The 21,606-nt window shown below is 61.3% G+C and carries 16 protein-coding genes; 14 read left to right on the forward strand and 2 right to left on the reverse strand.

Annotation, left to right across the window (positions count from 1 at the left end):
• Positions 1-37: 37 nt before the first annotated feature.
• On the reverse strand, positions 38-310 hold the full coding sequence (locus A7K61_RS18775) for a DUF1652 domain-containing protein (protein WP_014718395.1): 273 nt from the start codon (positions 308-310) through the stop codon (positions 38-40).
• 257 nt (positions 311-567) lie between these two features.
• On the opposite strand from A7K61_RS18775, the gene A7K61_RS18780 reads away from it, so the two are divergent.
• The 5 genes from A7K61_RS18780 (at position 568) to A7K61_RS18800 (ending at position 4,997) form a co-directional block, all read left to right on the forward strand.
• A complete protein-coding gene (locus tag A7K61_RS18780; RefSeq protein WP_003191139.1) occupies positions 568-1,377 on the forward strand; it encodes an AraC family transcriptional regulator in 810 nt (269 codons plus the stop codon).
• A gap of 49 nt (positions 1,378-1,426) precedes the next feature.
• Entirely contained in the window at positions 1,427-2,833 is a 1,407-nt protein-coding gene (locus A7K61_RS18785) for an FAD-binding oxidoreductase (protein WP_069558122.1), read from the forward strand.
• A gap of 26 nt (positions 2,834-2,859) precedes the next feature.
• On the forward strand, positions 2,860-3,201 hold the full coding sequence (locus A7K61_RS18790) for a cupin domain-containing protein (RefSeq protein ID WP_069558123.1): 342 nt from the start codon (positions 2,860-2,862) through the stop codon (positions 3,199-3,201).
• Positions 3,202-3,261: 60 nt separating this feature from the next.
• The gene (locus tag A7K61_RS18795) at positions 3,262-4,341 is read left to right on the forward strand and encodes a polyamine ABC transporter substrate-binding protein (RefSeq protein ID WP_069558124.1); all 1,080 of its coding nucleotides are present in this window, start codon (positions 3,262-3,264) and stop codon (positions 4,339-4,341) included.
• A 188-nt stretch (positions 4,342-4,529) separates the two neighbouring features.
• Positions 4,530-4,997 (forward strand): M10 family metallopeptidase C-terminal domain-containing protein, encoded by a 468-nt coding sequence (locus A7K61_RS18800; protein ID WP_069558125.1) that lies wholly within the window; start codon positions 4,530-4,532, stop codon positions 4,995-4,997.
• A gap of 2 nt (positions 4,998-4,999) precedes the next feature.
• Here the strand turns inward: A7K61_RS18800 and A7K61_RS18805 are convergent, their stop codons facing one another.
• Positions 5,000-5,785, reverse strand: coding sequence for a helix-turn-helix transcriptional regulator (locus tag A7K61_RS18805; RefSeq protein WP_003191146.1), 786 nt, complete (start codon positions 5,783-5,785; stop codon positions 5,000-5,002).
• 199 nt (positions 5,786-5,984) lie between these two features.
• Between A7K61_RS18805 and A7K61_RS18810 the strand changes: the two genes are divergently transcribed.
• The 9 genes from A7K61_RS18810 to A7K61_RS18850 all read left to right on the forward strand — a co-directional run bounded on the left by A7K61_RS18810 (position 5,985) and on the right by A7K61_RS18850 (position 21,560).
• Positions 5,985-7,349: an APC family permease gene (locus A7K61_RS18810; protein ID WP_032897426.1), complete on the forward strand. Its 1,365-nt coding sequence runs from the start codon at positions 5,985-5,987 to the stop codon at positions 7,347-7,349.
• Positions 7,350-7,358: 9 nt separating this feature from the next.
• Positions 7,359-8,462 (forward strand): P1 family peptidase, encoded by a 1,104-nt coding sequence (locus A7K61_RS18815; RefSeq protein ID WP_069558126.1) that lies wholly within the window; start codon positions 7,359-7,361, stop codon positions 8,460-8,462.
• Between the two features lie 369 nt (positions 8,463-8,831).
• Positions 8,832-10,265: a serralysin family metalloprotease gene (locus tag A7K61_RS18820; RefSeq protein WP_044273737.1), complete on the forward strand. Its 1,434-nt coding sequence runs from the start codon at positions 8,832-8,834 to the stop codon at positions 10,263-10,265.
• A 48-nt stretch (positions 10,266-10,313) separates the two neighbouring features.
• Positions 10,314-10,682 carry a protease inhibitor Inh/omp19 family protein gene (locus A7K61_RS18825; RefSeq protein WP_003191151.1) on the forward strand — a complete coding sequence of 123 codons (369 nt, stop codon included), beginning with the start codon at positions 10,314-10,316 and terminating at the stop codon, positions 10,680-10,682.
• Positions 10,683-10,782: 100 nt separating this feature from the next.
• On the forward strand, positions 10,783-12,534 hold the full coding sequence (locus A7K61_RS18830) for a type I secretion system permease/ATPase (protein WP_069558127.1): 1,752 nt from the start codon (positions 10,783-10,785) through the stop codon (positions 12,532-12,534).
• Positions 12,531-13,844 (forward strand): HlyD family type I secretion periplasmic adaptor subunit, encoded by a 1,314-nt coding sequence (locus A7K61_RS18835; RefSeq protein WP_044273740.1) that lies wholly within the window; start codon positions 12,531-12,533, stop codon positions 13,842-13,844. The genes A7K61_RS18830 and A7K61_RS18835 overlap by 4 nt, the downstream gene beginning before the upstream one ends.
• Before the next feature lie 2 nt (positions 13,845-13,846).
• Positions 13,847-15,187, forward strand: coding sequence for a TolC family outer membrane protein (locus tag A7K61_RS18840; RefSeq protein ID WP_003191155.1), 1,341 nt, complete (start codon positions 13,847-13,849; stop codon positions 15,185-15,187).
• A 125-nt stretch (positions 15,188-15,312) separates the two neighbouring features.
• Positions 15,313-18,270, forward strand: coding sequence for an autotransporter serine protease (locus A7K61_RS18845; RefSeq protein ID WP_069558128.1), 2,958 nt, complete (start codon positions 15,313-15,315; stop codon positions 18,268-18,270).
• 182 nt (positions 18,271-18,452) lie between these two features.
• A complete protein-coding gene (locus A7K61_RS18850; protein WP_069558129.1) occupies positions 18,453-21,560 on the forward strand; it encodes an autotransporter domain-containing protein in 3,108 nt (1,035 codons plus the stop codon).
• The last annotated feature ends 46 nt before the right edge of the window (positions 21,561-21,606 follow it).

A 21,606-nucleotide genomic window follows, 5' to 3' on the forward strand; every position in this document is an offset into this window, starting at 1 on the left:
ACCGTTGGAGTGGGCCGCTACGGCCTGTTGCCCCGCCTCACGCCCGCAACGAAACCGGCGGCACAAAACTCTCCAATTCATCCTCCACGGCCTCGATGATGCGCTCCACATCAGCCGCGTTCATCACCGTGGCGCACGGGATCCCCGCGATGGCGATCAATGTTTCGCCGCTGGCCCGGTCGAACAGGCGGGCGATCATGCTGCCGGGGGCGTCCATGCTGCCCTCGAAGCCCATCGGGTGAAAATGCCAGCGCATCAGCTGGCAGGCGTTGGGGAATGTCACTTTGTTCATGTTGCCCACCTTGTTCATTGAGCGCTTCCTTTAGCTCGCGGCAGGGGCCAGGACCTTCACTGGTCATGACAGATAAGGGCTTAAAAATAGCATTCGTTCGCAACTGCAAGGTGACTTTTTTGGGCCCGTTCAGCGGTTCTTTCGCCTAATTTTGATATGGATCATGTCCTACAGAGGAATAGGCAAAAGGCCATTAGTCAGGCGCTCGATTTGACTCTTGAAGAGGCGGGTAAACTTCGGCAGTCTCAAGTATTTTTTCCGCGGTAGAGCCCGATATGCCCGACATCGCTCCAGACGATGAGTGTCAGAATTCCCACGCTACCGGCGCGCTGGTGCTGCGCCATCACTTGTGCTGGCGCCATCGCGATCTGGATGGAGTGATGGCCTACTATCACCCCGAGATCCAGTACCACGATTTCTTCCAGAACCGTGTGGTGGGCTATGCCGAGTTGCGTGAGTACTTGCAGGCCAGCATGCCCCGTGAGGCAGACGAGGCGATTGAACACACTGATCGCATCCGCGCCGATGGCGATACGGCGTTTATCCAGTACCGCATTACCTTGCGTGGCGGCCAGGGCCTGGTGTCGTTTCGTACCAGTGAGGCCATTACGGTGCGCGACGGGTTGATCTGGCGGGTGAATGAATATGCGTCCCTGGTGCACGAGCAACCGACCCAGGCGCTGCGTCCGACGGTCAGCCGCCTGGGCCTGTCGCCCCAGCAATTGGGGTATATGGCCAATGACCTGCAACAATATTTCGAGCGTCAGCAACCGTACCTGGACCCGGAGCTGGACCTGCAGCGGGTCGCGAAGGCCTGTGGCTACAGTCGCAACCAGATGTCCTACCTGCTGAACCAGGTGCTGGGGCAGAGCTTCTATCGCTACGTCAACCAGGCGCGACTCCAGCATTTGCTGGCCGCGCTGGACTGCGCCACACCGCCCATCAAGGTGGATGATCTGGCCTTTGCCGCCGGTTTCAATTCACTTTCGGCGTTCTACAGCGCTTTTCGCCAGCACACCGGGCAATCGCCCAAGGCGTATCTCAAACAAATTTCTCTGCGTGCACGCGCGCAAGACAGTCCCTGACGCGGCGCTCTAGGATCGACCCTATCGAACCGAGGTAGGGGAACCTGGCATGCCGGCATGGCGCAGTATCAGTTTATGGATGGACCAACTGGACGACCCGCTGGTGGCGCGGCCGTCGCTGGAGCACGACCTGGACGTCAATGTGGCGATCATCGGCGCCGGCTACACCGGCCTGTGGACCGCCTATTACCTGAAGCGCCAGGCCCCCGAGCTGAAAATTGCAATCATCGAGGCACAGACTGCCGGTTTTGGCGCATCCGGTCGCAATGGTGGCTGGTTGATGGGCAACCTCTTGGGGGAAGACCGCCTGCTGGCCGAGCTTGATCCCCAGCACCGGCGCGCTTCGTTTGACCTGCTGCACGGTATTCCCGATGAAGTGGCCCAGGTGCTGGCCCGCGAAGGCATTGACTGCGATTACCGCAAAGGTGGCGCCTTGTATTGCGCCGCACGCTACCCCGAACAGGAAGGCAGCCTGCGCCGCTATCTGGACAAGCTGTACGCCCAAGGCCTCACCGAAGCGGACTACCGCTGGCTCAGCCCGCAGCAATTGGCCGAGCAGGTCCGCATTGCCAAGCCTTATGGCGGCATCTATGCCCCCCACGTCGCGACCATCAACCCGGCGAAACTGGTGCGTGGCCTGGCGCGGGCCGTTGAGAACCTGGGTGTAGCCATCTACGAGAACAGCCCCGTGACCCATTGGCAGTCCGGCAGCCTGCGCACCGCCAAGGCCAGCGTGCGCGCCGCCTGGGTGGTGCCTGCTGTCGAGGGTTACGCCAACACCTTGCCGCCGTTGGGCCGCTACCAGTTACCGGTGCAGAGTTTAATCGTCGCCACCGAACCGCTGCCGGCCAGCACCTGGGATGACATCGGGCTCAGCCAAGGCCAGGCTTTTGGCGAGAGCAGCCGTCAAGTCACCTACGGCCAGCGGACGGCCGACAATCGCCTGGTATTCGGAGCACGTGGTGGCTATCAATTTGCCGGACAGTTACGGCACAACTTCGACCTGACGGACAGTGAAGTGGAGTTGCGTCGCTACCTGTTTGGCGAACTGTTCCCACAGCTGAAGAAGGCCAGGATCACCCACTCCTGGGGCGGCAACCTCGGCATGTCGCGCCGTTTTCGTCCGCACATGCTCTGTGACCCTGCCACTGGCATCGCACTGTCCGGCGGTTATGGCGGGGAGGGCGTGGGTGCCACCAACCTCGGCGGCCGCACCCTGGCCGATTTGATCCTGGGGCGCGACACCTTGCTGACTCAACAACCTTGGGTCATTCGCGAGGGCGGCCTCAAAGCACTCAAACCCTGGGAGCCGGAGCCGTGCCGCTGGCTGGGCTACAACGCGATCATTCGTAGTTTTGTCCACGAAGACCAAGTCTTGGCCAACCCCAATACCCCGCCCTGGCGCCGCAAGCTGGCAACCAGCATTGCCGGTTTCATGGAAGGTTTCATGCACTAACCCATTCCACCCACAGGGGAAGCCCCATGAGCATCACCCAATTCCAAGACACGCTGAACACCCCTCTGCCGGATTCATCACCGGTGGCGGCGCCTCTGGGCGAGCCCATCGCTGTGGCCTCCACGCTGAGCGTGGAGCGCAACGACGGCGTCGAGACCGGTATCTGGGCCTGTACGCCGGGGCGCTGGCGTCGGCAGATCACATCCCAGGAGTTTTGCCATTTCATCCAAGGGCGCTGCACCTTCACGCCCGACAACGGAGAAACCCTGCACATACAAGCCGGTGACGCACTGATGTTGCCAGCCAATAGCACGGGTATCTGGGATATCCAGGAAACCGTGCGCAAGACCTATGTCCTGATTCTGTAACGCTTTGATCCTTGATCGCCTGCCATAAAAACAGCCCTAAAACCGCCAGGAAATCGAACCATGAAAGCCATTGCCCTGTTGCCCTTGATGTTGGTGGCCTCTATCAGCCAGGCCGCCGAAACCGTGAAGATCTATAACTGGTCGGACTACATTGCACCGGATACCACCAAGAACTTCCAGAAAGACACCGGCATCGGTTTCACCTATGACGTGTATGACAGCAACGAGACCCTCGACGGCAAGCTGATGACCGGTAAATCAGGCTACGACGTGGTGTTCCCCTCCAACCATTTCATGGCGCGGCAGATCCAGGGCGGCGCCCTTAAAAAGCTCGACAAGAGCCAGTTGCCCAACTGGAAAAACCTCAACCCGGTGCTGCTCAAGGCCCTGGAAAACAACGACCCTGGCAATGCCCACGGCTTCCCGTACCTGTGGGGCAGCACTGGCATTGGCTACAACATCGACAAGGTCAAGGCGGTACTCGGCGACAACGCCCCGGTGGATTCCTGGGACTTGATCTTCAAACCGGAAAACATGGCCAAGCTGCAAAAATGCGGCGTCGCCATCCTCGATAACGGCCCCGAACTGCTGCCTGCCGCGCTGAATTACCTGGGCTTGCCGCACCACAGCAAAAAAGCCGAGGACTACAAAAAGGCCGAAGCCCTGCTGATGAAAGTGCGACCTTACGTGGCGTATTTCCATTCCTCGAAATACACCGCCGACCTGGCCAACGGCGATATCTGCGTGGCCGTCGGTTTCTCCGGCGACATCCTGCAGGCCGAAAGCCGCGCCAAGGAAGCCAAGAACGGCGTGAATATCGGCTACAACATTCCCAAGGAAGGCGCGGCAATCTGGTTCGACATGGTGGCTATGCCCGTCGACGCACCGAACGAAAAAGCCGGCTATGCCTTCATGAACTACCTGCTGCGCCCCGACGTGATGGCGAGTATCACCAACTACGTGCACTACGCTAACGGCAACGCGGCGGCCGACAGCCTGGTAGACCCGGCAATCAAGGCCGATACCAAGGTGTATCCAAGCGCGGAAATGATGGGCAAGTTATTTGCACTGGAAGCCATGCCGTTGAATATCGACCGGGTGCGTACTCGGGTTTGGAACACTATTCGCACGGGACGTTGATTAATGACAAAACAGCGCTGGCGTGAAGGGCGATAAGTCATTGGTACGGGTGAGATAAATAATCACGTCATAGTTAAGACATTTGATGTCAATTATTTGGAGTGGAAAGTGTTATTGCCTGCGTGAGAGATTTCGATCCGCAACGCGTAACACTTTCACATACACTCATTATCTGACAGGTGACTTATATGTCCTCAATAGAAAGCCTTCCCACTGGCGGCACGTGGACCCATCCGGAAAACAGCCCGCCGACCTTGCGTGGCACAGACCAGCGGGAGCGCCTGGAAGCCAAGCGGGGCGAGCGCTCGGTGCTCATCGGTGGCGGTGGTCCCGACCAGTTGGTGGGGCGCCAAGGTGAGAATATATTCAAATATGAAAAAAGCACCGACTCGCTTAGCGATGATCCAGACACTCTCTTGAATTTCAACCCCAAGGAGGATGAAATCGATGTGTCCGGAGTATTAAAAGACAACAACATCTCAGCCATTAATATTCAATCTGGCCCGCCCGTGGACGTGGGGGATGTGCAACTGACCCATGAGTTTGGCGTGAGTACTTTGAATATCAAGGTCACCCCTGAAGGGCCGAACTTTTCTGTACGCGTTGATGGCGTAAATTTATTGCCGCAGCATATTAATTTCTTTCATTCGGATTAAGCCTATGGATTCTCCAGGTCATGGCCCAACGACTGAATGAATAGGGAAAACAACTCCGGCTGCGACGAGATGTCCAGCTTGGCGTACAAATGCCTGCGGTGCACTTTTACCGTGTCCGGTGAAATCTTCAGGCGTTCGGCCATGGCCTTGGAGGAGAACCCACGCAACACCAGGCGGGCGATTTCCAGCTCGCGGTCCGACAGCACACCGCTGCCGAAATGACTCAGCGCATCGCGAATCTGGCTGTCCATGGCCGGTGCCCGCTGGGTGCTTTGCTGCCAATGCTGCTGCATGAGCGGCAACACCCAGGCCGACAGCGTGGTCAACAGCCCGGTTTCTTCAAAGCTGAAGCGCCGCTGCATGCCCAGTGACAACGACAAGGTACCGGCGCCAGGCAATTGAAGGATCAATTGCACTTCGTCTTCCAGCACGTTGTCGTGGAAATAATTGAGGAAGTACTCACTTTGGCGGAAATGATCCGGCGCCACTTCCTCCAGGCGGTATACGCCGCTGGCATAGTGCTCGCGGCAGGCTTGGTAGAACGGGTCGAGCAGGTACAGGCCGTTGAGGTACACCAGCATCGATGCCGGTTTGCTGCTGGGTTGGGCGTCGTACTCTTCCAATGCCTGGGGCGGGCCATCCAGCGGGTAGAAAATCGCCAGGGCATTATCGAAGGGCAGGCATTGGTGCAACAACAGCACCAGTTGCTTCCAGAACCGCTCGGTGCCGATCTGAGACAAGGTGCGGCCCAACCCCGCATGCATACCCACTTCCCGGAACAGGCTCATCCAACCATCCCCACCCTAAAATGATCGGCCAAGGGTTAGGCTTCTGGCGAGCACCGTCAAGGGGAGTACGCCAATAGGGGAATTGGCCGACAGGCCCGTCAGCCGATAACGTCGCCACTACTCAACGGGAAGCATATCCCGAGCAAATATCATTTTTCGTTTCTGCCTCACACCAAAAACAACGACAGAGGATAACGATATGAGTGCTACCCCCGCGCCCGATGGCGTGCTCAAGCCCACCCTGAGCGTCTTTGATGTAGTAGCCATTACCGTTTCAGCGGTAACGCCGGCCAGTTCCGTCTTTGTGATCGCCCCGTTTGCCATCCAGCAGGCGGGCAGTGGCGTGTTCCTGGCGTTTGTGATGGCGGCGCTACTCGCGTTGATGTTCGCCTTCTGCTACGCCGAACTCGGCCGCGCCCATAACAGCGCCGGCGGCGAGTATGTGTATGCCAAGCGCGTATTTGGCGGCATGGCTGGTTACGCCACCTTCCTGACGGTGCTGGTGATGTTGTTGTTTATCCCGCCGGTATTGGCCACCGGTGCGGCGACTTATCTGAATAACGCCCTGGGCACCCAGTTCGACGCGCAAACGGTCGCCCTGGTGATCGTGGTGTGCAGCTACGCCCTGGGCATTCTCAATATCAAGCTCAACGCCTGGATTACCGGCACCTGCCTGCTGTTGGAAGTGGCAGCGTTGCTGGTGATCGTGGTGATCGGCTTCGGCAATCCGGTGCAGCCGGCCAGTGTGTTGTTGCAGCCGCAGATCGTCGAAAACGGCGTGTTGCACCTGGCGCCTTGGGCCTTGGTGATCGGCGCCGTCGGCATTGGCCTGTTCTCGTTCAACGGCTACGGCCCGGCGGTGTTGCTGGCTGAAGACATGAAGTGCGGCGGCAAGGGCGTGCACAAGGCGGTGCTCTGGTCCCTGGGGTTGGTGGTGGTGATCGAGTTGGTGCCAATCACCGCGCTGTTGATCGGCGCGCCGTCCCTGAGCGAGATGATCAGCAGCCCCGACCCGATCGGCTACCTGTTGACCAGCCATGGCAATGAAACCCTGTCGCGGTTGGTGAGCGCCGGGATTTTCCTGTCGGTGTTCAACGCGATCGTCGCCATCGTGATCCAGATTGGCCGGGTGGTGTTCAGCAGCGGTCGCGATGCGCTGTGGACGCCGAGTATCAACAAGCTGTTCACGCGTATTCACCCGCGCTGGGACTCGCCGTGGCTGGCGACGCTGTTCCTGGCGATACCCTCGGCGCTGTTGAGCTTCAGCTCTAACCTGGCCGACCTGACCTCATTCAGCGTGCTGCTGATCATGCTGGTGTACCTGGTGGTGGCGCTGAGCGCGCTGATGAGCCGGGTGCTGCTGCGTGATCGCGAGCATCCCTATCGCATGCCGTTATGGCCGCTGCCGGCATTGCTGGCGGTGCTCGGTGCCGGTTACCTGCTGGTTACCTTGATCCTGGAGGCCTCGGTACGCGACATCATGATCATCATCGGCTTGCTGGCCCTGTCGGTGATTTTGTATTGCATCAGTGGCCGGTTGAGTCCGGCGTTTCAGAAACTGTAAGGAGTGGGTATGCGTGCACGTCAATTGGGCATTACGTTGGGGTTGGGCATGCCCGGCGAATTGAATGCCATCACCGATGTTCCCGGGGTTCGCGTCGGCCATGCCACGCTCAAGGCGCAGGTCGACGGCAAGCAGGTGCGTACCGGCGTTACGCTGATCCAGCCGCGTGCCGGGGAAGCGCGGCATCAACCGTGTTTTGCCGGCTACCACGTGCTCAACGGCAATGGTGACGCCACGGGGCTTGAATGGATCAGCGAGGCGGGGCTGTTGACCACGCCGATGGCGATCACCAACACTCACAGTATCGGGGTGGTACGCGACAGCCTGATCGCCCTGGAGCGCGAGCGGCTGGCGGACCCGGCGGTGTACTGGTGTATGCCGGTGGTCATGGAAACCTACGATGGCCTGCTCAACGATATCTGGGGCCAGCACGTGCGCCCAGAGCATGTGCGCCAGGCCCTGGACCAGGCGGAAAGCGGGCCGGTGCAGGAAGGCGCGGTGGGCGGTGGCACCGGCATGATTTGTCATGAGTTCAAGGGCGGCATCGGCACCGCGTCACGGCGGTTGCCAGCGGAGCAGGGCGGCTGGACCGTCGGCGTACTGGTGCAGGCCAACCATGGCAAGCGCCAGGAGCTGCGGGTCGATGGCTACCCGGTGGGCCGTCATTTGATGGACATTGCTTCGCCCTTTGCCGAGCAAGGTACCCCCGGCATGGGCTCCATCGTGGTGATCATCGCCACGGACGCCCCCTTGCTGCCCCACCAGTGCCAGCGCCTGGCACAACGTGCGTCCATCGGCATCGCGCGCACCGGTGGCGGCACCGAGGATTCCAGTGGTGACCTGTTCCTGGCCTTTGCCACCGGTAATCAGGATTTGCCACCGGCCGACTATGGGCGCAAGGACCTGCCGCTCAGCACCGGCTTGCAGATGGTCAACAATGATCATATTTCGCCGCTGTTCAGCGCGGCGGCAGAGGCGGTGGAGGAGGCGATCATCAACGCCATTCTGGCGGGTGAAGACATGACCACCCAGGACGGCGTCAAGGTGCCGGGCCTGGCTGGCGAAACCCTCTTGGCGGCGTTGAAACAGTGTGGCTGGAGTATGTCCCGGTAATGGGGGACAGCGCACTTTAATAGTGCCGATAGTGGCTCTTTAATGTTGCTAATGACACCGTGACAATATATTGGATCCATTAATCAAGTGGGCCGCTCACTTAGAGTGGCTTTACTTGTATTTAATATTTAAATAGTGCTGTGCGCCGATTCGGCCACGCAAACGCAACGGCCCCCAATAAACACTGCGTGGGACTTCTGCAACTTGAACCTGCGTCACAATTGTGCGATGGAAATAGATGTAGACGAAAGATTTCAAGTTGTGTCAGTTTTCTTACGCCTTCAAAAGAGGTGAGTGATAGGACTATCCTCGCCCGCGAGGTTCCTATCGAACAAAGACTGATGCACTTGCAAACAAGGAAGTACGTTTATGTCAAAAGTAAAAGACAAAGCTATTGTATCTGCCGCGCAAGCCAGCACTGCTTACTCGCAAATCGATAGCTTCAGCCATTTGTATGACCGTGGCGGCAACCTCACGGTCAATGGCAAACCGTCCTACACCGTAGACCAGGCAGCGACCCAGCTGCTGCGGGATGGTGCTGCGTACCGGGACTTTGATGGCAACGGCAAGATCGATCTGACCTATACCTTCCTCACCTCGGCTACCCAGAGCACCATGAACAAACATGGCATCTCGGGGTTCAGCCAATTCAACACCCAGCAGAAAGCACAGGCCGCACTGGCCATGCAATCCTGGGCGGATGTTGCCAACGTGACCTTTACCGAAAAGGCTTCCGGCGGTGACGGCCACATGACCTTCGGCAACTACAGCAGCGGCCAGGACGGCGCCGCGGCCTTCGCTTACCTGCCCGGTACCGGTGCAGGCTACGACGGCACTTCGTGGTACCTGACCAACAACAGCTACACGCCGAACAAGACCCCGGACCTGAACAACTATGGCCGGCAGACCCTGACCCACGAAATCGGCCACACCCTGGGCCTGGCTCACCCTGGCGACTACAACGCCGGGAACGGCAACCCGACCTATAACGACGCAACCTATGGACAGGACACGCGTGGTTATAGCCTCATGAGTTACTGGAGCGAGAGCAACACCAACCAGAACTTCAGCAAAGGCGGCGTCGAGGCTTACGCTTCCGGCCCGCTGATCGATGACATCGCCGCGATCCAGAAGCTCTACGGTGCCAACTTCAACACCCGCGCCACGGACACCACCTACGGGTTCAACTCCAACACCGGGCGTGATTTCCTTAGCGCCACGTCCAATGCCGACAAGCTGGTGTTCTCGGTATGGGACGGTGGCGGCAACGACACCCTGGACTTCTCCGGTTTCACCCAGAACCAGAAGATCAACCTCACGGCCACCTCGTTCTCTGATGTGGGCGGCCTGGTGGGCAACGTGTCCATCGCCAAGGGCGTCACCATCGAGAACGCGTTCGGCGGTGCGGGCAACGACCTGATTATTGGTAACCAAGTCGCCAACACCATCAAGGGCGGGGCCGGCAACGACCTCATCTACGGCGGCGGCGGTGCGGACCAACTGTGGGGCGGCGCGGGCAGCGATACATTCGTGTACGGTGCCAGTTCCGACTCCAAGCCAGGGGCTGCGGACAAGATCTTCGACTTCACGTCCGGTTCGGACAAGATCGACCTGTCTGGTATCACCAAGGGCGCGGGCGTGACTTTCGTCAACGCCTTTACCGGGCATGCCGGCGATGCTGTACTGAGCTATGCCTCAGGTACCAACCTGGGCACCTTGGCCGTGGACTTTTCCGGGCACGGCGTGGCGGATTTCCTCGTCACCACCGTTGGCCAGGCGGCTGCCAGTGACATCGTAGCCTGATGTAAAGCGCGCGGCGCTTCGGCGCCGCGCTCCTGGCTGGAGTTGGATATGCCACGTTTTTCCCCTTTGATCGCCTGTGTTGTGCAGGTGTTGTTCGTGTCGGCAGGAGCCCACGCAATGGCTAGCAGTCTTGTATTACCCACCTCCGCGCAGCTTGCCGGGCAGTGGGAGCTGAAGCAGCAGGATCAGGTGTGCGTGCTGAAGTTAGTGGAGCAAGCCAACGCCCTTGGGGGCGATATCGCTTGTGCCGAGCAGTGGCTGGGCGACAAGCCGCAGACATGGTCACCCACGCCGGATGGTATCTGGCTGTTTAACGCTGAAGGCTCAGGGATCACCCATTTGAATCGCCAGAAAGAGGGCGACTATCAAGCCCGCACTAAAGCTGGCGAAGTTGTAACGTTGCAACGTAAACCTTAATTAAAAGTTATAAGCATATAACTCGATTTGTTAGGCGGCCGTACCCTACTGGGTAGGGGTGACCCTTTTGCGTAATTCGCTGCAAGGAAAAACAATTAATATGGCGAAGTCCCATGGGGTGGCGCCCTTATTCAGGGCGCTGGGTGAGTACAAGAGTATTTTGATCAGCGTTGGCTGTTTCACGGCATTGATTAACCTATTAATGCTGGTGCCCTCGATTTACATGCTGCAAGTGTATGACCGTGTGTTGTCCTCCCAGAATGAAACCACCCTGGTGATGTTGACGCTGATGGTCGTGGGCTTCTTTGCGTTTATCGGCCTGCTGGAAGTGGTGCGCAGCTTTATCGTGATCCGCATTGGCAGCCAGTTGGAGCGACGGTTCAACTTGCGCGTGTACAAAGCCGCGTTCGAGCGCAACCTGCAGCGCGGCCAGGGACATGCCGGGCAATCCTTGGGCGACCTGACCGCTCTGCGCCAATTCATCACGGGGCCGGCGCTGTTCGCGTTTTTCGATGCGCCGTGGTTCCCCATCTACCTGTTCGTGATTTTCCTCTTCAACGTGTGGCTCGGCGTGCTGGCCACGGCGGGCGCGGTGGTGTTGATTGGCCTGGCGTGCCTTAACGAATACCTGACCAAAAAGCCATTGGGCGAGGCCAGCGGTTATTCGCAGCAGTCCACCCAACTGGCCACCAGCCATTTGCACAACGCCGAAACCATCCAGGCCATGGGCATGCTCGGCGCGCTGCGCCAACGCTGGTTTGGCGTGCATTCGCGGTTCCTGGGCTTGCAGAACCAGGCCAGCGACACCGGTTCGATCATCACCTCCTTGAGCAAATCCCTGCGCCTGTGCCTGCAATCCTTGGTGCTGGGCCTGGGCGCCTACCTGGTGATCAAGGGCGACATGACCGCCGGGATGATGATCGCAGGCTCCATCTTGATGGGCCGCGTACTCAGCCCCATCGACCAATTGATTGCGGTGTGGAAGCAATGGAGCTCGGCCAAGCTGGCCTACCAGCGCCTCGACGAGCTGCTGCGCGAATTTCCGCCAGAGGTCGAGCACATGGCCTTGCCGGCGCCCCACGGCCAGGTCAGTTTCGAGCAGGTCAGCGCCGGCCCACCGGGGCGACGCATGGCCACCCTGCATCAGGTCAGCTTCAACCTGGCCGCCGGTGAAGTGCTGGGCGTGCTCGGCGCGTCGGGCTCCGGCAAATCCACCCTGGCCCGCGTGCTGGTGGGCGTGTGGCCGACACTGGCCGGTACCGTGCGCCTGGACGGCGCGGATATTCACCGCTGGAACCGCGACGACCTCGGCCCGCATATCGGTTATTTGCCCCAGGACATCGAGCTGTTCAGCGGCAGCATCGCCGACAACATCGCGCGCTTTCGCGAAGCCGACCCGGAGCTGGTGGTCAAGGCCGCGCAACAGGCCGGTGTGCATGAATTGATCCTGCGCCTGCCACAAGGCTACGACACCGTGCTGGGCGACAACGGCGGTGGCTTGTCCGGCGGCCAGAAACAACGGGTGGCCCTGGCCCGCGCCCTGTACGGCGGACCGCGCCTGATCGTGCTGGACGAACCCAACTCCAACCTCGACACCGTCGGCGAAGCCGCATTGGCCAGCGCCATCGTGCAGATGAAGGCCCAGGGCAGCAGCGTCGTGCTGGTCACCCATCGCTCCTCGGCACTGGCCCAGGCCGACAAATTGCTGGTGCTCGGCGAAGGCCAACTGCAAGCGTTCGGGCCCAGCCAGGAGGTGCTGCGCGCATTGTCCGGGCAGCAGGAAGCGCCGAAAGAAAAAACCGGTGTCAGTTTCAGTCGTCAGTACCAGGCCGGAAGGAATCCAGGCGCATGAGCAGCCTTACCGTTGAACCTCAAATCAAAGAACGCGATGCCGGCTTTTTCGTAAAAATGGGCTGGGTGATGACCATTGTCGGTGCCGGCGGGTTTTTCCTCTGGGCCAGCCTCGCACCGTTGGACCAAGGCATCCCGGTCCAAGGCACCGTGGTGGTGTCGGGTAAGCGCAAGGCGGTACAAACCTTCAGCCCCGGCGTGGTCAGCCGCATCCTGGTGAAAGAGGGCGAACTGGTCAAACAAGGCCAGCCACTGTTTCGTCTCGACCAGACCCAGAACCAGGCCGATGTGCAATCGCTGCAAGCCCAGTACCGCATGGCCTGGGCCAGCGTGGCGCGTTGGCAGAGCGAGCGTGACAACCTCTCCAGCATCACCTTTCCCGCAGAACTGAGCGCCAATCCCGATCCAGCCCTGATGCTGGTGCTGGAAGGCCAGCGCCAACTGTTCAGCAGCCGCCGCGACGCGTTTGCCCGTGAACAAGCCGGGATTCGCGCCAGCATCGAAGGCGCCACGTCACAGTTGAGCGGCATGCGCCGTGCGCGCAGTGACCTGACCGCCCAGGCCCAATCCCTGCGCGCGCAACTGAGCAACCTGCAACCCTTGGCCGACAACGGCTACATCCCGCGCAACCGGCTGATGGACTACCAGCGCCAGTTGTCCCAGGTACAGCAGGACCTGGCGCAAAACGCCGGTGAAAGCGGCCGGATAGAGCAGGGCATTGTCGAGTCGCGGCTCAAACTCCAGCAGCACAGCGAGGAATATCAAAAAGAGGTGCGCAGCCAACTGGCCGACGCGCAACTGCGCAGCCTGACCCTGGAGCAGCAACTGACCTCCGCCGGCTTCAACCTGCAGCACAGCGAAATCAACGCGCCGGCCGATGGCATCGCCGTCAACCTCAGCGTGCACACCGAGGGCGCCGTGGTGCGCGCCGGTGAAACCCTGCTGGAGATCGTGCCCCAGGGCACGCGCCTGGAAGTAGAAGGGCATTTGCCCGTGCATCTGGTGGACAAGGTCGGCACGCACTTGCCGGTCGATATCCTCTTCACCGCCTTCAACCAAAGCCGCACGCCACGGGTGCCGGGCGAAGTCAGCCTGATCTCCGCCGACCAGATGCTCGACGAAAAGACCGGTGCGCCGTATTACGTGCTGCGCACCAGCGTCAGCGAGGCGGCGATGGAAAAACTCAACGGCCTGGTGATCAAGCCCGGCATGCCCGCCGAGATGTTCGTGCGCACCGGCGAGCGTTCCTTGCTCAACTACCTGTTCAAGCCGCTGCTGGACCGCGCCGGCTCTGCGTTGACCGAGGAATGAGCATGAAGCCAGTGTTCATTTCGCTGTTACTGGTGTGTGGCAGTGCCCAGGCGGCCATGGGGCCCTTTGATGTGTACGAGCAGGCGCTGCGCAACGACCCAGTGTTCCTCGGCGCCATCAAGGAACGCGACGCCGGCCTGGAAAACCGCACCATTGGCCGCGCCGGCTTGCTGCCGCGGCTGTCCTACAACTACAACAAGGGCCGCAACAACTCCGAAGCGCACCTGCCTGACGGGCGCGGCGGCAGTTACCGCGACGACCGCAACTACAACAGCTACGGCTCGACCTTCAGCCTGCAACAGCCGTTGTTCGACTACGAAGCCTATGCCAACTACCGCAAGGGCGTGGCCCAGGCGCTGTTCGCCGATGAAAGCTTTCGCGACAAGAGCCAGGCGTTGCTGGTGCGGGTGTTGAGCTATTACACCCAGGCGCTGTTTGCCCAGGACCAGATCGACATCGCCAGGGCCAAGAAGAAGGCCTTCGAGCAACAGTTCCAGCAGAACCGCCATCTGTTCCAGCAAGGCGAGGGCACCCGCACCGATATCCTGGAAGCCGAGTCGCGCTACGAGTTGGCCACCGCCGAAGAGATCCAGGCCCTGGATGAGCAGGACGCCTCGCTTCGGGAACTGGGCGCGTTGATCGGCGTGCAAAGCGTCAACATCAACGACCTGGCACCGTTGAACCAGAGCTTCGCCGCGTTCACCCTGACCCCGGCCAACTACGACACCTGGCATGAGTTGGCATTGACCAACAACCCGGTGCTGGCTTCGCAGCGCCAGTCCCTGGAAGTGGCGCGTTATGAAGTGGAACGCAACCGCGCCGGGCATTTGCCGCGCATCACCGCGTATGCCACCTCGCGCAAGCAGGAGTCCGACAGCGGCAACACCTATAACCAGCGCTACGACACCAACACCATCGGCGTCGAAGTGAGCATGCCGCTGTATGCCGGTGGCGGTATCTCGGCCTCCACCCGCCAGGCCAGCCGCGCCATGGAGCAGGCGGAGTACGAGCTGGAAGGCAAGACCCGCGAAACCCTGATCGAACTGCGCCGTCAGTTCAGTGCGTGTCTGTCGGGTGTGAGCAAGCTGCGCGCCTATCAGAAAGCCCTGGCATCCGCCGAGGCGCTGGTGGTGTCGACCAAGCAAAGCATTCTCGGCGGCGAGCGCGTCAACCTCGACGCCCTGAACGCCGAACAGCAGCTGTACAGCACCCGCCGCGACCTGGCCCAGGCGCGTTATGACTACTTGATGGCCTGGACCAAATTGCACTACTACGCGGGCAACTTGCGCGACACCGACTTGGCCAAAGTGGACGAAGCCTTCGGCCCGGATGGAAAACTGTAGGAGCGAGCTTGCTCGCGAAAAACGTCAACGATGACGTGGACATCCTGGCTATACGCGGTGCCAGTGAGTTCTTCGCGAGCAAGCTCGCTCCTACAGGGGGAATAACAATAATAGGGAGTGTGCACATGATCACCGATTCACCGCGTTTCAAACCCTTCACCGCAGGTTCTTTGCTGCTGCTGTCCGTTGCGGCACAGGCGCAATACACCGAAACCGGCCAGCCGGGTAACCCTGCCAGTTGGCGCTCGGCCGAGTACCAGAGCGACTGGGGCCTGGGCCGTATGAAAGCCGATGAAGCCTACGCCGCCGGGATCAGCGGCCAGGGCGTGAAAATCGGCGCGCTGGACTCAGGGTTCGATGCCAATCACCCCGAAGCCGCCAAAGACCGTTTCCACCCGGTCACCGCCACGGGCACCTATGTCGATGGCAGCGCCTTCAGCACCACCGGCGCGCTCAACCCGAACAACGATTCCCACGGCACCCACGTCACCGGCACCATGGGCGCCGCCCGCGACGGCGTGGGCATGCATGGGGTTGCGTACAACGCGCAAGTCTTTGTGGGCAACACCAACGCCAACGACAGCTTCCTGTTCGGCCCCACGCCAGACCCCAAATACTTCAAGACCGTGTACACCGCACTGGTGGATTCCGGCGTGCGTGCCATCAACAACAGCTGGGGCAGCCAGCCCAAGGACGTCAGCTACCAGACCCTGGACAACATGCATGCGGCGTACGCCCAGCATTACAACCGTGGCACCTGGCTGGACGCGGCCGCGGACGTGGCCAAGGCCGGTGTGATCAACGTGTTCAGCGCCGGCAACAGCGGCTATGCCAACGCCAGCGTGCGCTCGGCCTTGCCGTATTTCCAGCCGGAATTGGAAGGCCATTGGCTGGCCGTATCCGGGCTGGATAAAGCCAACAACCAGAAATACAACAAGTGCGGCGTCGCCAAGTACTGGTGTATTTCTACCCCCGGCGCGCTGATCAACAGCACCATTCCCGACGGGGGTTATGGGGTGAAATCCGGCACGTCGATGTCGGCGCCCCATGCCACTGGCGCGTTGGCGCTGGTGATGGAACGTTATCCCTACATGACCAACGAGCAAGCCTTGCAGGTGCTGCTGACCACCGCCACCCAGCTCGACGGTTCGATCACCCAGGCGCCTAACGCCATCGTCGGCTGGGGCGTGCCTGACCTGGGCCGGGCGATGCACGGCCCAGGGCAACTGCTCGGGCCCATGGAGGTCAATCTAGCCGCCGGGCAGGGTGACGTGTGGAGCAACGGCATCTCCGACCAGGCGCTCATCCAGCGCCAGGCCGAGGACCGCGCCGAACACACGGCCTGGCAACAAACCCTGATCGACAAGGGCTGGCAAAACGGCGTGGGCGCCACGGCCAGCCAGCAGGACCAGACCGACTACGCCATCGGCAATGCCCGCGACCAGGCCGCCGCCAACCGCGTGTACGAGGGCAGCCTGATCAAGGCCGGTGCAGGCAGCCTGGTGCTCAGCGGCGACAGCACCTATCGCGGTACGACCCTGGTCAACGGCGGTCTGTTGGCCGTCAATGGCTCGCTGACTTCGGCGGTGACGGTCAATGACAGCGGCACCCTGGGTGGTTCCGGACGTATCGCCGCGTTGTCGGTAAACAGTGGCGGCCGTGTGGCGCCAGGCAATTCGGTGGGTACATTGCAGGTGGCGGGGGATGTAAACCTCGGCGCCGGCTCGACCTATGCCGTGGAACTGACGCCCACCAGCAGCGACCGCATTGTCGCCGGTGGCCAGGCGATTCTGGGCGGCGGCACCGTCACGCTGGCGCTGGAAAACAGCCCCACCTTGCTCAGCCAGAGCGAGGCCCAAAGCCTGATTGGCCGGCAGTACTCGATTCTCGAGGCGGCGGGCGGCATTCAGGGCCAGTTCGGGCAAGTGCTGCCCAACTACCTGTTCCTCGGTGGCACCCTGGACTACGCCGCCAATGCCGTGCAACTGAATGTGGGGCGCAACGACGCCAGCTTCGCCAGCGTCGGCGCCACCCGCAACCAGCGCAACGTCGCAGCCGCCGCCGAGCAATTGGGCGCCGGCAACCCGGTGTATGAAAGCCTGCTGCAGTCGCAATCGGTTGCCGTGGCCCAGCAGGGCTTGCAGCAACTGTCCGGGGAAATCTACCCGGCGGTGGGTGCGATGCTGATCAACGACAGCCTGCAACTGCGCAATGCCGTGGGCGAGCGCCTGCGCCATGTGCCAGTGGCCGGTGAAAGCAACCTGTGGTTCAAAGCACTGGGCGCCTGGGGCAAGACCGATAGCCGCACTGAAACGGCGGGGTCCACCACCTCCATCGGTGGCCTGTTGGCGGGCGTGGATGGCGCGCTGGATGAGCAGACCCGCGTGGGTGTGGTCGCCGGTTACAGCGACAGCTCCTTGAACATGGGCAGCGGTACCCATTCGTCGGCCTCCATCGACAGCTACCACTTTGGCGCGTACGCCGGGCGCGAGCTGGGTGACTGGCGCCTGAGCGTCGGCGGTGCCTACAGCAGGCATCGCGGCGATGTGAAGCGCGACCTGCAATGGGGTGATGTCAGCGGCAAGCAAAAAACCAAGCTGGACGCGACCACGGCGCAAGTCTTCACCGAAGCCGCGTACCGCATCCGCCTGCAAGCAGTGGCGCTGGAGCCGTTCGCCAACCTGGCTTACGTGCATCTGAACAGCGAGTCCTTCCACGAAAAAGGCGATGCCGCGGCCCTAGAGCGCGGCAGCGACCGGCGTGACGCGGTGCTCAGCACCCTTGGCGTACGTGCCCTGAAAACCCTGGCTCTCAATGACCACCAGCAACTGGACCTGTCCGGTTCGTTGGGCTGGCAACACAGCCTGACGGCGGTGGAGTCCGAAGAACACCTGGCGTTTGTCGCAGGCGGCCCTTCATTTGCCGTGCGCAGTGCGCCATTGCTGCGCGACGCTGCCTTGGTGGGCGTGCAGGCCAGCCTGGCGCTGAATGCATCGACACGGGTCAACCTGGATTACAACGGCCAACTGGGTGGGCGCGCGAAAACCCAGGGCGTGGGCTTGAGCCTGAACTGGCAGTTCTAAGCACACCCGCGAACTTGTAGGCGCGAGCTTGCTCGCGAAGAACTCACAGGCGCCGCGTTGATACAGGAAGCCCGCGTTATCGTTGACGTTTTTCGCGAGCAAGCTCGCTCCTACATTGAAGCGGCGGTGTTCTGGAGTAAGTGATTTACACACGTGCAATAAGAAAACTAAGGAAGGTCACCGTGAAAAAACGCAAGTCAGGGTTAACTACCGCCATCCACACAGGCCCGGGCTATCCGCTCAAGGCGCTGAGCTGCGTGCCATATGGCGCGTTGTTGTGTTGCCTGGCAAGCCTGGGGACCGCCCAGGCTGCACCCTATGTGGAAACCGGCAAACTGGGCGACGCCGCCAGCTGGCGCAGCAATGAGTTCAAGGCCGACTGGGGCCTGGGCGCCGTGCACGCCGACACCGCCTATGCGGCTGGCTATACCGGCAAGGGCGTCAAGCTGGGGATCTTCGACCAGCCGGTGTACGCCCAGCACCCGGAGTTCGCCAGCCCTGACAAGGTGGTGACGATTGTCACCGAGGGCATTCGCCAATACACCGACCCGTATATCCCGGTGAAGGCCGGCGACGCGTTCCGCTACGACGGCACGCCGTCCAAGGACTCCAACGGCAAACTGGGTAACCACGGCACCCACGTCGGCGGCATTGCGGCCGGTAACCGCGATGGCGGGCCGATGCATGGCGTGGCGTTCAACGCACAGATCCTCACCGCCGAAAACGGCGACCCGGGGCCGGAAGACGGGATCATCCTTGGCAACGATGGCGCCGTGTACAAGGCCGGTTGGGATGGGCTGGTCGCCAGTGGCGCACGCATCATCAACAACAGTTGGGGCATCGGCATCGGTGATCAGTACGCCAAAGGGGGCCGTGATCCGGCGTTCCCCAACTTCACCGTCAATGAGGCCCAGGCGCAGTTCAATACCATCCGGCCGATCCTTGGCACCCTCGCAGGTGGTGCGTACCAAGGCGCCATCGACGCGGCCCGCAGCGGTGTGCTGACCATCTTTGCCGCAGGCAATGACTACAACCTCAACAACCCGGATGCGATTTCCGGCCTTGCGTATTTTGTGCCAGAGATCGCGCCTAACTGGCTGTCCGTCGCGGCCCTGCAGCAGAACCCGAATACCGCAAGCCCCGATCCGTATGTGATCAGTACTTTTTCCTCGCGTTGTGGCTATGCGGCGAGCTTTTGCGTGTCGGCACCCGGCACCAAGATCTACAGTTCGATCATCAACGGTACCGACCTGAGCAACCTCACCACCGACTGGGCCAACAAAAACGGCACTTCAATGGCCGCACCCCACGTGGCAGGCGCCGCAGCGGTGCTGATGGAGCGCTTCCAATACATGAGCGGCGACCAGATCTCCACTGTGCTCAAGACCACCGCCACCGACCTCGGCGCGCCGGGCATCGACTCGCTGTACGGCTGGGGCATGATCAACCTGGGCAAGGCGGTCAACGGCCCAGGGATGTTTATCACCGCCGAAGATATCCCGGCCGAGTTCCGTATCGACGGTGCCTACGGCAGCGGCCAGTTCGTCGCGGATTTGCCGGGTGTCGGCGCGGTGGTGGATGCCGGCAAACCCACCCAGCGTGTGTGCGATGACCTGCACTGCGGCCGGGATGTGTGGAGCAACGACATCTCGGGCCATGGCGGCCTGACCAAGCAGGGCATCGGTACCTTGGTGCTCACCGGCGCCAACACCTACAGCGGGCCGACGCGGGTCAACCAGGGCTTGCTGGCGATTAACGGTTCGGTTACCTCCGACGTCACGGTGAGCCAGAGCGGCGTGGTCGGTGGTTCGGGACGTATCGGTTCGCTGAGCGCGAACAGCGGCGGCACCGTGGCGCCGGGCAATTCCATCGGCACCTTGAACGTGGCGGGCAACGTTAACTTTGAACCGGGCTCGACCTACGCGGTAGAGCTGTCGCCCACCAGCAGCGATCGCATCGTCGCCGGCGGCACGGCCACCCTCAACGGCGGCACCGTGACCCTGGCCCTGGAAAACAGCCCGACCTTGCTGAGCGCGACCCAGGCCCAAAGCCTGATCGGCCGCCAGTACAACATCCTGCAAGCGGCAGGTGGCGTCACCGGCAGCTTCGCGGCAGTGGTGCCCAACTACCTGTTTGTCGGGGGCACCTTGAACTACGCCGCCAACGGTGTGCAGTTGGATGTGGCACGCACCAACAGCTTCGCCAGTGTGGCCGCCACGCCGAACCAGCGCGCCGTGGCCGCCGCCGTCGAGCAATTGGGCGCGGGCAACGGTGTGTATGAAAGCTTGCTGCTGGCACCCACGGCCGCCTCGGCCCAGGGCGCGTTCCAGCAACTGAGCGGGGAGGTTTACCCGGCGCTGGAAACCGCGCTGGTCAATGACAGCCGCTACGTGCGCGAAGCCGTGGGCGAACGCCTGCGCAACGGTGAAATGGGCGCTGCCAGCCAAGCCATCGACAGCCGTGGCAACGTGTGGGTCAAGGCACTGGGCGCATGGGGCAAGACCGACAGCCGCAACGACACCGCGGGCTACACCACCTCCATCGGCGGCATGCTCGCCGGTGTGGACGGCGCCCTCGATGAGGCCACACGCATTGGCCTGGTGGCCGGCTACAGCGACACGTCGCTGAACATGGGCAGCGGCACCCACAGCAGCGCTTCGGTCGACAGCTACCATTTCGGCGCCTATGCCGGGCATGAAATCGGCGCCTGGCGCCTGAGTGGCGGCGCGACCTACAGCTGGCACCGCGCCGATGTCAAACGCGACCTGCAATACGGCGACGTCAGCGGCAAGCAAAAGGCCAAGGTCGATGCCCACAGCACCCAGGTGTTCACCGAAGCTGCGTACCGCATCAACCTGCAACCGCTGGCCCTGGAGCCGTTCGCCAACCTGGCCTACGTGCACCTGGCAACTGACAGCTTCAAAGAGAAGGGCGACGCCGCGGCGCTGAAAAGTGGCGACGACAGCCGTGACCTGGTGCTCAGCACCCTGGGTATGCGCGCCTTGAAAACCTTCACTATCAACGACCATCAGCAACTGGAAGTCTCCGGCACCCTGGGCTGGCAGCACAACCTGAGCAGCACCGATTCGGAGCAGCACCTGGCGTTTGCCTCGGGCGGCCCGTCGTTCACGGTGGAAAGTGCGCCGATGGTGCGCGATGCGGCGTTGGTCGGGGCACGGGTGAGCCTGGCCTTGAGCAAGGATGCGCGGGTGAACTTCGATTACAACGGCCTGCTGGCCAGCAAAGAGAAGGTGCACGGCGTTGGCTTGAGCCTGGACTGGGCGTTCTAAAGTTTTGAAAAACCACTGTAGGAGCGAGCTTGCTCGCGAAAAACTC

This window comes from Pseudomonas sp. AP42 (genome assembly GCF_001728935.1).
Classification (GTDB): domain Bacteria; phylum Pseudomonadota; class Gammaproteobacteria; order Pseudomonadales; family Pseudomonadaceae; genus Aquipseudomonas; species Aquipseudomonas lactis.